This is a genomic window from Stutzerimonas sp. 21-1 (assembly GCF_056336065.1).
This window is the reverse complement of sequence record NZ_CM150500.1, coordinates 32,471-45,867: the sequence shown is the minus strand read 5'-3', so window position 1 is coordinate 45,867 and position 13,397 is coordinate 32,471. Positions and strand designations below refer to the sequence as shown.

General features: G+C 67.6%; 11 protein-coding genes. 5 read left to right on the top strand and 6 right to left on the bottom strand.

All coding sequences use genetic code 11. The features are described from left to right. Positions 1-5: 5 nt before the first annotated feature. A complete protein-coding gene (gene znuB, locus AC0ZJQ_RS00215) occupies positions 6-791 on the top strand; it encodes a zinc ABC transporter permease subunit ZnuB (protein ID WP_102828193.1) in 786 nt (261 codons plus the stop codon). Further along, a complete protein-coding gene (locus AC0ZJQ_RS00210) occupies positions 791-1,288 on the top strand; it encodes a YgjP-like metallopeptidase domain-containing protein (protein WP_237265146.1) in 498 nt (165 codons plus the stop codon). The genes znuB and AC0ZJQ_RS00210 overlap by 1 nt, the downstream gene beginning before the upstream one ends. Positions 1,289-1,468: 180 nt before the next feature. Here the strand turns inward: AC0ZJQ_RS00210 and katE are convergent, their stop codons facing one another. After that, complete coding sequence (gene katE / locus AC0ZJQ_RS00205) at positions 1,469-3,604, bottom strand: catalase HPII (protein ID WP_476477149.1); 2,136 nt, start codon at positions 3,602-3,604, stop codon at positions 1,469-1,471. A 258-nt stretch (positions 3,605-3,862) separates the two neighbouring features. On the opposite strand from katE, the gene AC0ZJQ_RS00200 reads away from it, so the two are divergent. The 3 genes from AC0ZJQ_RS00200 to AC0ZJQ_RS00190 are packed head-to-tail and all read left to right on the top strand — an operon-like array spanning position 3,863 to position 6,381. Then, positions 3,863-4,885 (top strand): methionine ABC transporter ATP-binding protein, encoded by a 1,023-nt coding sequence (locus AC0ZJQ_RS00200; RefSeq protein WP_102828190.1) that lies wholly within the window; start codon positions 3,863-3,865, stop codon positions 4,883-4,885. After that, the gene (locus AC0ZJQ_RS00195) at positions 4,885-5,550 is read left to right on the top strand and encodes a methionine ABC transporter permease (RefSeq protein ID WP_476477148.1); all 666 of its coding nucleotides are present in this window, start codon (positions 4,885-4,887) and stop codon (positions 5,548-5,550) included. Before AC0ZJQ_RS00200 ends, AC0ZJQ_RS00195 begins: the two co-directional genes overlap by 1 nt. A 57-nt stretch (positions 5,551-5,607) precedes the next feature. After that, positions 5,608-6,381, top strand: coding sequence for a MetQ/NlpA family ABC transporter substrate-binding protein (locus tag AC0ZJQ_RS00190; RefSeq protein ID WP_476477147.1), 774 nt, complete (start codon positions 5,608-5,610; stop codon positions 6,379-6,381). Positions 6,382-6,436: 55 nt separating this feature from the next. Here AC0ZJQ_RS00190 and AC0ZJQ_RS00185 read toward each other — a convergent pair whose 3' ends face one another. From AC0ZJQ_RS00185 to AC0ZJQ_RS00165, 5 genes are all read right to left on the bottom strand, one after another. Then, positions 6,437-7,051: an eCIS core domain-containing protein gene (locus tag AC0ZJQ_RS00185; RefSeq protein WP_213662255.1), complete on the bottom strand. Its 615-nt coding sequence runs from the start codon at positions 7,049-7,051 to the stop codon at positions 6,437-6,439. A 73-nt stretch (positions 7,052-7,124) separates the two neighbouring features. Next, the gene (gene treS, locus AC0ZJQ_RS00180) at positions 7,125-9,194 is read right to left on the bottom strand and encodes a maltose alpha-D-glucosyltransferase (protein WP_476477146.1); all 2,070 of its coding nucleotides are present in this window, start codon (positions 9,192-9,194) and stop codon (positions 7,125-7,127) included. A 78-nt stretch (positions 9,195-9,272) separates the two neighbouring features. After that, on the bottom strand, positions 9,273-10,793 hold the full coding sequence (locus tag AC0ZJQ_RS00175; protein ID WP_476477145.1) for a PepSY domain-containing protein: 1,521 nt from the start codon (positions 10,791-10,793) through the stop codon (positions 9,273-9,275). A gap of 5 nt (positions 10,794-10,798) precedes the next feature. Beyond that, positions 10,799-12,844 (bottom strand): TonB-dependent receptor, encoded by a 2,046-nt coding sequence (locus AC0ZJQ_RS00170; protein ID WP_155551365.1) that lies wholly within the window; start codon positions 12,842-12,844, stop codon positions 10,799-10,801. Positions 12,845-12,968: 124 nt separating this feature from the next. Then, on the bottom strand, positions 12,969-13,361 hold the full coding sequence (locus AC0ZJQ_RS00165; RefSeq protein WP_155551366.1) for a DUF2946 domain-containing protein: 393 nt from the start codon (positions 13,359-13,361) through the stop codon (positions 12,969-12,971). Positions 13,362-13,397: the final 36 nt, after the last annotated feature.

Below are 13,397 nucleotides of genomic sequence, written 5' to 3'. Positions count from 1 at the left end.
CCCAGATGCCCGATTTCCTGCTCAACGCCCTGCTCGCCGGCCTCGCCCTGGCGCTGGTCGCCGGCCCGCTCGGCTCCTTCGTCGTCTGGCGGCGCATGGCCTATTTCGGCGACACCCTGTCCCACGCCGCGCTGTTCGGCGTCGCCCTCGGGCTGATGCTCGACGTCAACCTGACCCTGGCGGTGACCGTCGGCTGCGTGCTGCTCGCCCTGCTGCTGGTGACCCTGCAGCAGCGCCAGCCACTGGCCTCGGACACGCTGCTCGGCATCCTCGCGCACAGCACGCTGTCGCTGGGGCTGGTGTCGCTGAGCTTCATGGATGACGTGCGCATCGACCTGATGGGTTACCTGTTCGGCGACCTGCTCGCCGTGGGGCCGAGCGATCTGGCCTGGATCATCGGCGGCAGCGCGTTGGTGCTGCTGATCCTGATTCCGCTGTGGCGGCCGCTGCTGGCGATCACCGTGCACGAGGAACTGGCCCGCGTCGAAGGCCTGCCGGTGGCGGCGATCCGCCTGGCGCTGATGCTGCTGATCGCGGTGGTGATCGCCGTGGCGATGAAGATCGTCGGCGTACTGCTGATCACCTCACTGCTGATCATTCCCGCCGCCGCCGCGCAGCGCCATGCGCGCACCCCGGAGCAGATGGCGCTGGGCGCAAGTCTGCTGGGTATCGTAGCGGTATGCCTGGGCCTGACGCTGTCCTGGTACGAGGACACCCCGGCCGGGCCGTCCATCGTGGTCAGCGCCGCCGCGCTGTTCCTGCTCAGCTTCGCCTGGCCGAAGCGCGCCTGATGAGCGATCTGAAGTACCTGCGCGGCTACCCCGAGCCGCTGCTGGCGCAGGTGCGCCAACTGATCGCCGAGCAGCGCCTGGGCGACTACCTTGCGCGGCGCTACCCCGACCGCCATCAGGTGCAGAGCGACAAAGCGCTGTACGGCTACGTGCAGCAGCTCAAGCAGGACCATCTGAAAAGCGCACCGCCGATCGACAAGGTGCTCTACGACAATCGACTGGACCTGACCCACCGCGCGCTGGGCCTGCATACCGCGGTTTCGCGGGTGCAGGGCGGCAAGCTCAAGGCGAAGAAGGAAATCCGCGTCGCCGCGCTGTTCCGCGAGGCGGCGCCGGAGTTTTTAAAGATGATCGTGGTGCACGAGCTTGCCCATCTGCGCGAGAGCGAGCACAACCGTGCCTTCTACAAGCTGTGCGAACACATGCTGCCGGGCTATGGGCAGATCGAATTCGACCTGCGGCTGTTCCTGCACTGGCGTGAGCTGCCGGGCAGCTGACGAGGCGCCCCGCGTGGATGGCTTCGGCCATCCACCCTACAGTCCTGTTCGCGCCAGAGCTTGCGTAGGGTGGAAAACTCGCGAAGCGATTTTCCACGCGTCAGTGCCTGGTTTCGCATCGTGCCGGACCAGCCGCCGTACCGCGTGGATGGCTACGGCCATCCACCCTACGCCCAGCCGTTAGGCCGGGATCGCCGCCGCCGCAGCCTCGCGCGCCCACACCCGGTGCTGGCCGAGCGCCTGGGCGAAGTTGCCGAATACCGCATCGACGGCATCGCCCTCCAGCAACCCGGCATCCGGAGTGAGGTTCAGCGCTGCCAGCAGCGGCCGTGCCGCACCGAGCACCACGATGGGTTTCAGGTGCTTGTAAGCCTCCAGCACGTAGTGCTTGGCCTCGCCGGACTTGGCCATGGCCGCGGCCGCATCGGCACCCCCGGGGACAAACACGGCGTCGAACATCACCGAGGGCATGCCGTCCATAGCCGCGTCGACCACCAGCATCTGGCCATCGGCGGTCTTCACCGGAGCCGGCGACGGGCCGATGATCTTGGCCAGCGCGCCCTGCTCGGCCAGCTTGGCCTTGAACGCATCGATCGCCGCGCCATCGACGCCGTTGGCCACCAGAATGGCCACCTTGCGCGACTTGATATTGCCCGGCACATGGTTCATCAGGCTCAGTGCCGGCGAACTCTGTGGCGTCGGCGTCTTCGGCGCTACGGTCGGCGCGCTCGGTGCCGGCAGGCCGAGGTTCTCGGCCACGCGACGGGCCAACTCCAGGTCGATATTGGCAAGAATCTCGTTGACCTGCCGTTCGCGGATGAACACCCGCTCGACCTTGCCCAGCTCGAAGGTATAGGCACCGATGATGTGCTCCTTCTCCGGCGCGCTCATGCTGTTCCAGAACAGCGTGGCCTGGGAGAAGTGGTCGCCGAAGGATTCGCTGCGGTTGCGGATCTTGTGCCCCTCGACGCGCTCTGGATAGCTCTCGAAGCCGCCACCCTGGGCCGCCGGCGGGGTTTCCTTGGGCCAGCCCCTGTCGATCGAGTTGGGCTCGTAGTTGGCGCGGCCCTTGTGAATGGTCTGCCGATGGAAGGCGTCGCGCTGGTTGTTGTGGAACGGGCACACCGGCCGGTTGATCGGGATCTCGTGGAAGTTCGGCCCACCAAGACGCAGCAGCTGGGTGTCGGTGTAGGAAAACAGCCGGCCCTGCAGCAGTGGGTCGTTGGTGAAGTCGATGCCCGGCACGATGTGGCCGATGTGGAAGGCAGCCTGCTCGGTCTCGGCGAAGAAATTGTCCGGGTTGCGGTTGAGGGTCATCTTGCCGAGCTTCTGCACCGGCACCAGCTCCTCGGGGATGATCTTGGTCGGGTCGAGCAGGTCGAAGTCGAACTTGTGCTCGTCGGCTTCCTCGACCACCTGCACGCCCAGCTCCCACTCGAAGTAGTCGCCCATCTCGATGGACTCCCACATGTCGCGGCGGTTGTAGTCCGGGTCCTTGCCGGCGATCTTCAGCGTCTCGTCCCAGACCATCGAGAACGCGCCGGCGACCGGCTTCCAGTGGAACTTGACGAAGCGGCTGACGCCCTCGGCATTGATCAGGCGGAAGGTGTGCACGCCGAAACCCTCCATCGCCCGGAAGCTGCGCGGAATACCGCGGTCGGACATGGTCCAGAGCACCATGTGCGCCGATTCCGGGGTCAGCGAGACGAAGTCCCAGAAACTGTCGTGCGCCGACTGCGCCTGCGGGATCTCATTGTGCGGCTCGGGTTTCACCGCATGCACGAAGTCCGGAAACTTGATCGCGTCCTGAATGAAGAACACCGGCATGTTGTTGCCGACCAGGTCGAAGTTGCCCTCGTCGGTGTAGAACTTGGTGGCGAAGCCGCGCGCATCGCGCACGGTATCGGCCGAGCCGCGCGAGCCCTGCACGGTAGAGAAGCGTACGAACACCGGGGTTTCCTTGCCTTCGCCGGCGAGGAACGAGGCCTTGGTCAGCCAGCTGTGGTCAGCGTAACTTTTGAACACGCCATGAGCTGCCGAGCCGCGCGCGTGGACGATGCGCTCGGGAATGCGCTCGTGGTCGAAGTGGGTGAGCTTCTCGCGCATGATGAAGTCTTCGAGCAGCGAGGGCCCACGGCCGCCGGCCTTGAGGGTGTTCTGATTGTCGGCGATCTTCACGCCCTGATTGGTGCGCAGCGCCTCGCCGGTGGCGTCGCTGCGGAACGCTTCCAGCTGGTCGAGCTTGGCGTTGTGATTGGCGCGGTCGACGGTGTCGGTGCCGGCCAGCTCGCTCTGTTGGGGGGTCTTGTCGGTCATGATGGGCCTCGGTTAGCGATGAGCTGAACCGCGAACGATCGGACCACAACCGCGGGCCGTCCGGGTGATCGATTCACGGCGTACCGGTTAGTGACCGCACCAACCGCCGCAAGGTTGCCACGCGGCGACGACCTGCCGACGCGCCGCCGCATCCGGGCGCACTCGGCACAGGCGAGCGACGTCGGCGCCGAACGGGTAGAATGCCCGCCTTTCGCCGCAAATCCCGGCCCCGAACGACCGCACCCACAAGGTTCGCCCGTGATCGAATTCCAGCAAGTCCACAAAACCTACCGGAGCACCGGCCGCCGAAGCGCCAGCCGCGATGTCGTCGCGCTGCGGCCGATCGATCTGCTGATCGAATCCGGCGAGGTATTCGGCCTGATCGGCCATTCCGGCGCCGGCAAGAGCACGCTGCTGCGCCTGATCAATCGCCTGGAAGAGCCTTCCGGCGGGCGCATTCTGGTCAACGGTGAAGATGTCACCGCGCTGGACGCCGACGGCCTGCGGCGTTTCCGCCAGCGCGTCGGCATGATCTTCCAGCACTTCAACCTGCTGATGTCCAAGACCGTGGCGGACAACGTCGCCATGCCGCTGCGCCTGGCCGGCATTCGCTCGCGCAGCGAGATCGACGCCCGCGTCGCCGCGCTGCTCGAGCGCGTCGGCCTCAAGGACCACGCACGCAAATATCCGGCGCAGCTCTCCGGTGGCCAGAAGCAGCGCGTCGGCATCGCCCGCGCGCTGGCTACCGAGCCGAGCATCCTGCTCTGCGACGAGGCCACCAGCGCGCTCGATCCGCAGACCACCGCGCAGGTATTGCAGCTGCTGGCCGAGATCAACCGCGAGCTGAAGCTGACCATCGTGCTGATCACCCACGAGATGGACGTGATCCGCCGCGTCTGCGACCGCGTGGCGGTGATGGACGGCGGCGCGATCGTCGAGCAGGGTCCGGTCACCGAGGTGTTCCTGCATCCCAAACACCCGACCACCCAACGCTTCGTGCTGGAAGACGAGGCGATGGACGAAGGCGAGCAGCACGACGACTTCGCCCATGTGCCGGGGCGCATCCTGCGCCTGACCTTCCAGGGCGATTCGACCTACAAGCCGCTGCTCGGCACGGTCGCCCGTGAAACCGGGGTCGACTACAGCATCCTTTCCGGGCGCATCGACCGCATCAAGGACACCCCCTACGGCCAGCTCACGCTGTCGCTGATCGGCGGAGACATGAACGCGGCGATGACCCGCCTGCAGGCCGCCGACGTGCATGTGGAGGTATTGCGCTGATGGATGCCCTGTTCACCAACGTAGATTGGTACGAAATCTGGCTGGCCACGCTGGACACCCTGCTGATGCTCGGTGGCTCGCTGCTGTTCACCATCCTGCTCGGCCTGCCGCTGGGCGTGCTGCTGTTCCTCAGCGGCCCGCGCCAGCTGTTCGAGAACGGCCCGCTGTACGCCGCGCTGTCGTTCGTGGTCAACGTGCTGCGCTCGCTGCCGTTCATCATCCTGCTGATCGTGATGATCCCCTTCACCGTGCTGCTCACCAGCACTTCGCTGGGTGTGGCCGGGGCGATTCCGCCGCTGGTAGTGGGCGCTGCGCCGTTCTTCGCGCGGCTGGTGGAAACCGCGCTGCGCGAGGTGGACCGCGGCATCATCGAGGCAACCCAGGCGATGGGCGCCACCACCCGGCAGATCATCTTCAGCGCATTGCTGCCGGAGGCGCGGCCGGGCATCATCGCGGCGATTACCGTCACCGCCATCACCCTGGTGTCCTACACCGCGATGGCCGGTGTGGTGGGCGCCGGCGGTCTCGGCGACCTGGCGATCCGCTTCGGCTACCAGCGCTTCCAGACCGACGTGATGGTGGTCACCGTGGTCCTGCTGCTGGTGCTGGTGCAGGTGCTGCAAAGCGTCGGCGACCGGCTGGTCACGCATTTTTCGCGCAAATAACCGCAACCAGGGCGAGCGAACCATCGCACCCCGCTCAACTCCTGAAGGAACCGAACGATGAAGAAACTGATTGCCGCCCTGGCTACCGTTGCCGCCTTCTCCGCTCAGGCGGCCGAAGAACTGAAAGTCGCCGCCACCGCGGTGCCGCACGCCGAGATCCTCGAGTTCGTCAAACCCAAGCTGGCCGAGCAGGGCGTGGAGCTGGAGATCAAGATCTTCACTGACTACGTGCAGCCGAACATCCAGGTCGCCGAGAAGCGCCTGGACGCCAACTTCTTCCAGCACCAGCCGTACCTGGACGAGTTCAACAAGGGCAAGGGCACCGATCTGGTCAGCGTCACCGGCGTGCACATCGAGCCGTTCGGCGCCTACTCCAGCAAGTACAAGTCGCTGGACGAGCTGCCTGACGGCGCCAACGTGGTGATTCCCAACGACGCCACCAACGGCGGCCGCGCGCTGCTGCTGCTGGCCAAGGCCGGGGTGATCATGCTGAAGGAAGGCGCCGGCATCACCGCCACGCCGAAGGACATCGCCGACAACCCCAAGCACATCAAGGTGCGTGAGCTGGAAGCGGCGACCCTGCCGCGCGTGCTGACCCAGGTCGACCTGGCGCTGATCAACACCAACTACGCGCTGGAAGCCAAGCTGAACCCGATCGAGGACGCCCTGGTGATCGAAGGCAGCGACTCGCCGTACGTGAACATCCTGGTCGCCCGGCCGGACAACAAGGACAGCGCCGCCATGCAGAAGCTGGTCGAGGTGCTGCATAGCCAAGACGTCCTGCAATTCATGGCCGAGAAGTACGCCGGTGCGGTGGTGCCGGTGTACTGAACGCTAGCGCTGTGACCGAAAACCCCGCCGCGGCGGGGTTTTTCATGTCCGCAGCTCAGGGTTGCGCCTCGGCCTGACGCAACGCCTGCTCGACCTCGCGCTCCAGCGCGTAAGCGGGGCTTTCCACGGCGCGGTGATCCAGCGTGTAGCGCCGCGCGAATTCGGCCACGCCCCAATCCAGATACTGTTCGACGTGCTTGAGCTCATGCGCCCACAGCGCGAGGTTGTCCTGCGCGTCCGCCGGCCGGCGGAACACGATGACGTCGATCAGGGTAACGGCGTTGACGTCCGGGTTGCGCAGCAGCGCGTTGCCGGCATCCAGCGCAACCTGGTCGCCAACGCGAAAGCGCGCCGTCTCCAGCACCGCCAGGTCGAAGTAAGGCTCCAGTTGCAGGCGCAGGTGCAGCGGAATGGGCTCGGCACCGGCGGCGATCAGCTGCTCGCGCGACTGCTGGATCCAACTCTGCAGCGCCAGCGCGCTCATCTGCTGCACGCGCTCGAGCACCACCTGGGCGTCGGTGGCCGCGCCGGGCACGCAGAAACAGTTGCCGCCCAGGCAGAGCGGCTGCTCGCCGTCCGGGCAGCTGGTCTGTGCCGCAACGGCGGCGCTGCCCAGCGCCAGCAGCACGAGCAGGCCCCGGGTCAGGCGAAGGAATGGCTTGAGCGGCACGGTGGTTCTCGCAGAGGGGAGGCGATCGGCGCCGCGCACTATAGCGGCGCGGCGCCGACGCGCGAAGGGCCGCTCACACGACCGGCGAGGCGGCGCTGACCACGCGCAGGGCGAGGCCTTCGTAAGGATCGAGGTTGAGCGTCAGCTCGCAGTTCTCGGTCAGATCGCCCTCGACCCGCTCGTGGATGATGTCGACCACCGGCCCCGGCGCGACGCCAGGCAGGCAGATCGTTTCGCTGATCGGCACGGCGCCGAAGTTCAGCGCGGTGAGCTGCACGCCCTTGCCGGCCGGCAGTTCGTGCACCATCACCAGCAGGCCAGGTGCCTGCACCTCGGGAATAAGGATCTGCCGACTCGCCGCGATGTCGTAGGCGCGCCGCACGCTGAGGATGCGCTTGAGCTGGCAGGCGAAGGAGCCAGGTTGCTGCAGCTGCTCGACGAGACTGCCGTACAGCGCACGGGCACGCGGCAGGCCCTCGGCGGAGGTTTGCGCCTCGGGCGCGAGATCGGCCAGGTCATAGGCGCCGCGGTTGATCCAGCGCGTATCGCCGTCGCCCATCAGGTGCGCGACCTGTTCGGCAGGCAGCGGCAGGGCGCCGACCAGGTCCCAGCCGGAGAGGGCGAACACGCCCGGCTGCATGGCGTTGAACATCACCAACAGAAGGTGCAGGCGCTGGATCTGCTCGACTTCGGCCGGGCCGATGGCGTCCAGATCGCGGATGCCCAGCGCGGCGGCGATCAGGCTGGCGCTGGTACAGGCCACGCCGTTGGTGACGAACTTGAGGTTGTAGGGCGCCTGCTCGCCGGTCAGGCGTTCGTACATTTCCTCGCGGATCAGCTCGCGCAGATGCCCGCCGGGCAGCGTCTGGCCGCGGAAGTGGTAGTGGTCGTAGGCGTGCAGCGTCCAGAAGTGCACCAGCTCCAGGGTCAGCTCGTCGTGGTTCTGCAGTGCGTGGATCAGCGACGCCGGGTCGATGCCGATGGTGTGCATCTCCCTGAGCATCAGCCGCAGGAATTCGCTGTCGCCGGTGAGCAGCGCGTGCTGGTAGGCGGGGCGGGTGATGAAGTCGTAGGACAGGTCGGCGCCGCCGTGGGACATGCCGGCGATGTCGTCCAGCGTCAGGTTGAGTTCCTGGAAGCTGAAACCGCCGGCCTTGCGAATCATGCCGGCGATCAGCTGGTTGCCGGTGACCGACAGCGGGTGGCTTTCCGACCAGGCGGTGCCCTCGGCGCGCCGCTCGACACCGAGGAAGCCGTTGGCGTCCAGGCGCAGCACGCGCGCGCCGCCGACGTCGATGGCGTGCAAGGCATCGCCGATGATCAGCTGCTGCGCGGCGAAGGTCGGGTCGAGCCAGTTCAGCGACGGCTGGCCTTCCTTGAAGTAGTGCAGGTAGACCCAGCGGCGCACCTTGCCGTCGACCCCGGTGATCTCGCCGGTGGCGCTCCAGTCGGTGTCCTTGATGCCAGGCTCGAAGAAGATCACCCGCTGCAGCTGGCCGACGATGTAGTGCTTTTCCTTCAGACGGTCGACCACTGCCGGCAGCAGGTTCACCGCGTCGCGCTCCGGCGGCACCTCGGGCAGCAGCGACCAGTCTTCCTCGCGGATTTCCACCATGTGGTAGAGGCCGGGATAGTCCTCGTGGGCCATTTCGGCGAGACGGAAGTCGGCGCCTTTGCCGGTGTGCGCCGGGACGATGTCGTCGATCACCACGGCGTTGTGCGCGGCGGCGACGCGGCTGAGCTGGAGCATCTGCTCCTCGCTGCCCAGCGCCGGATCGATATCGAAGCCGATGCGGTCAAAGTTGCCATCCACGGTGGGCGTGTACTCGCGGCCGCGCAGCCCGCCGGAGCGTTTCATCGGGCCGTTGTGGATGCCCTGCACGCCAAGCTCCGACAGCGCGCTCCACAGCCGCTCGTCACCCAGCGTCTGCAGCACCGAGGCGCCGTCGGCGGTGATGATTGCCGCCGGGTAGGCGGTGAACCACACCGAGGCAATCGCGCTGGCATCGCGCGGGCGCGCCTGTGCGTAGGGGCGCTGCCAGAGGCGCGACTGGCCGGCGTAGAGGCGCGCGCTCTGGCGCGCCGCGTGTAGCATGGACTGGTCGACCAGCCACTGGATGTAGGCGTTGTCCGGGTTGCTCATGCGTCGATCCGTTGCGGCAAGACAGGGGCGATGTAGAGGTTGGAGTCGAGCGCCTCGCCATCGTTGCATCCTGCCTGCCTAACGTGACGACGCCGCCGCCGCCTTGCTCCTGACCTCCGCCCGCCGCCGCGGCTTGCGCCGCAGTCGCCGCCAGCCGAGCAGCACACCGCTGGCGCCAAGCAGCAGCACTCCGGCGCTGCCCGCGAGCAGCAGGCCGTCGCGCAGCCACGGGCGCTGCAGCAGCGGCAGCCAGTCCCAGCTGTGCAGCAGCTTGAACACCCAGCGCACCGCACGCCGGCGCTCGTCGAGCTGCTCGATGACCATGCCGCTGTAGGGATCGATGTGCAGCCAGGTCGCCGCCGGATCGTCGAAGCGCACGCGCAGCACTGGCAGGCGCCGCGGCAGGTCGCTGTAGAGGCTGGGTTCGCTGCGCGCGTAGTAGTACCGGTCTGCCTGCTCGAGCCAGTCGCACTGTGGCGCCTGTTCCGGCCAGGCCTGCTGCACGGCGCGCTCCAGCTCGGCGCGCGGCAGGCGCAGGCGCGCCGCAGCGGCGTCGCCCAGCGCCAGTACGCGCGTTGCGCCGCGGGCATCGCGGCCGAGCAGATACGGCTCGCCGGCAGACATGTACCAGTCCAGCTCGACCGCCTCGATACCGGCCTCGCGCAGGCGCTGCAGGCTGGCGCGCAGCTCGCCGGGCAGGGCACCGGCCGCCAGCGGCGCGCCCGCCAGCGCCCCGGCATTGATGCCCGACCGGTTCTGGAACATCCCCCAGGGTTCCATCGACAGCATGCCGCTGAGCAGCCAGAACAGCAGCACGCCGCCGCCAAGCAGGCCGCCGAGGTGATGCACGCGGCCGGCGCCGCCGGGGTAGGGCGAGCGCGAACCGTTGCGATAGCGACCGTCGAAGCGCCAGCGCAACACGCCGATCAGCAAGCCGAGCAGCACCATCAGCCCCGCTAGCAGAGCGCCGTAGACCAGCGCCACAGCCCACGCCGCCTTGGGTAGCACCTCGCGCAGCGGATACAGCCAGTGCAGCCAGGCGCCCAGATAGTTCCAGGCACGTTCCTGCGCGGTCGCATCGCGTACCACCAGCCCGCTATGGCTGGAGACGTAGAGCAGGCGGCCTTCGGCATCCGCGCTCTGCACGCGGTACAGCGGTCGCTCCCGCGCCAGCGCGTGGTTGCGCGTCCAGGCGTCCTCCTCGATCAGGTCGATGAGACGAACCGCGGCGCCACCGGCGAACTGCCGCGCGCTGGCCAGCGCCTCGGCCGGACCGATCCGCTCGATACGCCGGCCGCTCCGTGCATCGACCGCGACCAGCGGACCCTCGCCATAGTCGAGCAGGTAACGCGGCGAACCACCGGCGCTGGTCAGGCGCAGACGGCTCGCTGGGCGTGCGCCGCCCGCGGCCGCCAGCGCCACCCCGGGTGCGACGCAGCAATCGCCGGCCAGCGGTGCCAGCCGCGCCAGGTGCTCGGCGCTGGTCAGCTTGGGATAGCCGACGTAGAGCATCACCATGCCGCTGACGATCCACAGCAGCACGAACACGCCGAGGACGATGCCGAGCCAGCGGTGCGCCAGGAACAGGTAGCGCTTCATGCCGCTCAGAAGTCCAGGGTCACGGCGGCGTACAGCGCGCGGCCGTCACCCGGCGCATGCAGTGACTGCACGCCGTCGTACCAGACGTACTCGTAGTAGCGGTCGGTGAGGTTCTTCAGCTGCAGGTCGACGGCCAGCTGCTCGGTCAGCTGATAGCTGGCGCCAAGGTTGAACAGCACATAGCCGCCGTAGGTGCCCTGGGTGTTCTCGCGCTCGAGGTAGTAGTCGGTCTGGCCGTTGAGCCAGGCGCTGAGCTGCAGGTCCGGCGTCGCCTGATAGGTGCTGCCGGCCGAATACAGGCGCTGCGGCACATGGTCGATCTCCTGGCCCTGGCTGGCCGGCAGGCTCGGGTCGGCCTTCTCGATTTCGGAGAACTGCCAGGAGTGCGCCAGCCACAGGCTCAGCTCCGCGCTCGGGTAGAGGTTGAGCTGCGCGTCGTAGCCCCAGCGCCGCGTCTGGCCGAGGTTTTCCGATTCGCCGCTGGGGTCGTTGAGCCGGCGGCGCACCTCGTCGGAGGCCACCTGCTCCCAGTAGGCGATGCGACCGTCGAGCCAGGGCGTCGGGTTGAACTTGAGGCCGGTTTCCCAGCCGTCGTTGATCGACGGCGACAGGTCGGCGGTGCGCGGCGGCACCTTGTAGGCCGCGGCGCCGGTGCCGATCTGGAAGGTGCGGCCCCAGTTGCCGTACAGGCTGAGCGCCTTCATCGGGGTGTAGACCAGGCTGATCTTCGGCTGCTCGATGGTGCCGTAGTCGTTGACCGCGTAGTCGTTGCCGGTCAGCTCGTCGGTGTAGTCACCCTCGATGCGATCGACGCGAAACGCCGGGATGATCTTCAGCGACTCCACCGGCTGAATCACCGCCTGCAGGTAGGCGCCGTAGCTGTCGTAGTCGAAGCGCTGGTCGCGGGTCTGCGCCACCGGCTCGCGTTCAACGCTGGTGTAGCGCTCGCTGCGGTTGCGCTGCTGCTCGGTGTCGAGCCCGCCTTCGAGGGAGAAGTCATACAGCCAGGCCACCTCCGGACGGTAGGTCAGCGAGCTGCGCGCGCCGTAGTGGCGTTCCTCGGTGGTGCGCTGCTGCTGCGGCGCCGATTGCGAGAAGCGTACCCAGCGGTCGTCGTCCAGGGTGTTGAGCCAGACCTTGGTGGCCCACGACAGATCGGCGGCCAGCTCGCTGTCCAGATGCAGGCTGAGCTGGTTCATCTCGCGCTCGCCCATGTCGGTCGCCGACAGCGCGTAGGACTCATGCGGCGAGTGGCGCGCATCCTCGCGTGACAGGTAACCCGGCTCGTTGGCGTCGGCCTCGTAGTGGCGGGCGATCAGGCCCAGACGCCAGGTGCCGGAGTCCGGCTGGTAGAACCACTTGCCGGACAGGCTGGTGCGCTCGGCGTCGGCGTGATCGCGATAGCCGCCGCTCTTCTGCTGGCCGATGAAGTAGTTCTGCGTCCAATTGCTGCCCTCGATGCCCTTGGCCACCTGCAGTTCCTGGGTGTCGTAGCTGCCGTAGCGCAGCCGCGCCTTGCCGTAATCGCCGCCGGTGCGCGAATGCACGGTGACGTTGCCGGCGATGTTGTACAGGCCATAGCGCGGGTCGTTGGTGCCGCGCACCACCTCGATGCCGTCGATTTCCAGCGGGAACAGCATGTCCAGGTAGGGCATGTTGCCGTCGTTGCTGTTGCTCGGAATGCCGTCGATCAGCAGCTTGACCGCGTTGACCTCGCCCTCGCCATTGAAGCCGCGGAACGACAGCTTGCCCGAAGTCGTGCCCTGGCCGAATTCGGTGAGCATCACCCCTGGCGCGCGGCGGAACAGCTCCCAGCTGTAGAGCACCGGCTGCTGTTCGAGGATGTCGCCGCCGAGCAGGTCGACCGAGCTGATGACGCTGCTGGTCTGCAGCGGGCCGCTGCTATCGGCGGTAACCGTGGTGGTGCCCAGGCTCAGGGCGGAATCGGCGCGGTTGTCGGCAATCGCCGTCGTACAGAGCGTCAGCAGGGCCGAGCCGGCCAGCACGCAGGGCAGGGTGGAGCGGCGCGGGGCGCGCAGGGAAAGTGGCATCGCTGTTTATCCTTGAAGCGGATTCGTTGCCCGACGGCACAGGCGCCGGGCGATCGGGCACCGGCGCGCGGTCGCTGCCGCGATGCCAGTACGGTTCGATATCGAAAGGGCCGAACGGCCCGCTTCAGGCGATGGGGGAGGCGCGGGGATTGAGCGCCGGCCATTGCTGGCGCGGCGCTGGCAGCAATGCGGGCTCGGCGGGCAGGCGCACCCGCACCAGAGCACGCGGATCGGGCAGCGGCGGCGTGGCGCTGGGCAGCGCGGCAAGCCCGGCGAAACCGGCACCGCAACAGCACTGCGGCATGCTCGCATGGTGCGCAGCCGGCGCGGAATTGTCCTGGTCGGCAGCCACTTGCGCATGGCCGGCATGTTCGAGCTGCTGCGCCAGCGGGCAGTAGCCGCCCCAGCCGAGCAGACGCTTGGTCTCGGCCGACAGGCTGCCGGCAAGCGGCATCGCCAGCACATGCAGGAGCATGGCCGCGAGGGCAATCCAGGCTGTCGTACGGCTACGGAGCATGAGCGATCCGCGAATGGAGGAGGCGAGTGATCTTAA

What these genes read in the sequence shown, in the direction of transcription:
- znuB (WP_102828193.1), top strand. Translation starts at nt 6, where the DNA reads ATGCCCGATTTCCTGCTCAACGCCCTGCTCGCCGGCCTCGCCCTGGCG.
- AC0ZJQ_RS00210 (WP_237265146.1), top strand. Translation starts at nt 791, where the DNA reads ATGAGCGATCTGAAGTACCTGCGCGGCTACCCCGAGCCGCTGCTGGCG.
- katE (WP_476477149.1), bottom strand. Translation starts at nt 3,604, where the DNA reads ATGACCGACAAGACCCCCCAACAGAGCGAGCTGGCCGGCACCGACACC.
- AC0ZJQ_RS00195 (WP_476477148.1), top strand. Translation starts at nt 4,885, where the DNA reads ATGGATGCCCTGTTCACCAACGTAGATTGGTACGAAATCTGGCTGGCC.
- AC0ZJQ_RS00190 (WP_476477147.1), top strand. Translation starts at nt 5,608, where the DNA reads ATGAAGAAACTGATTGCCGCCCTGGCTACCGTTGCCGCCTTCTCCGCT.
- treS (WP_476477146.1), bottom strand. Translation starts at nt 9,194, where the DNA reads ATGAGCAACCCGGACAACGCCTACATCCAGTGGCTGGTCGACCAGTCC.
- AC0ZJQ_RS00175 (WP_476477145.1), bottom strand. Translation starts at nt 10,793, where the DNA reads ATGAAGCGCTACCTGTTCCTGGCGCACCGCTGGCTCGGCATCGTCCTC.
- AC0ZJQ_RS00170 (WP_155551365.1), bottom strand. Translation starts at nt 12,844, where the DNA reads ATGCCACTTTCCCTGCGCGCCCCGCGCCGCTCCACCCTGCCCTGCGTG.
- AC0ZJQ_RS00165 (WP_155551366.1), bottom strand. Translation starts at nt 13,361, where the DNA reads ATGCTCCGTAGCCGTACGACAGCCTGGATTGCCCTCGCGGCCATGCTC.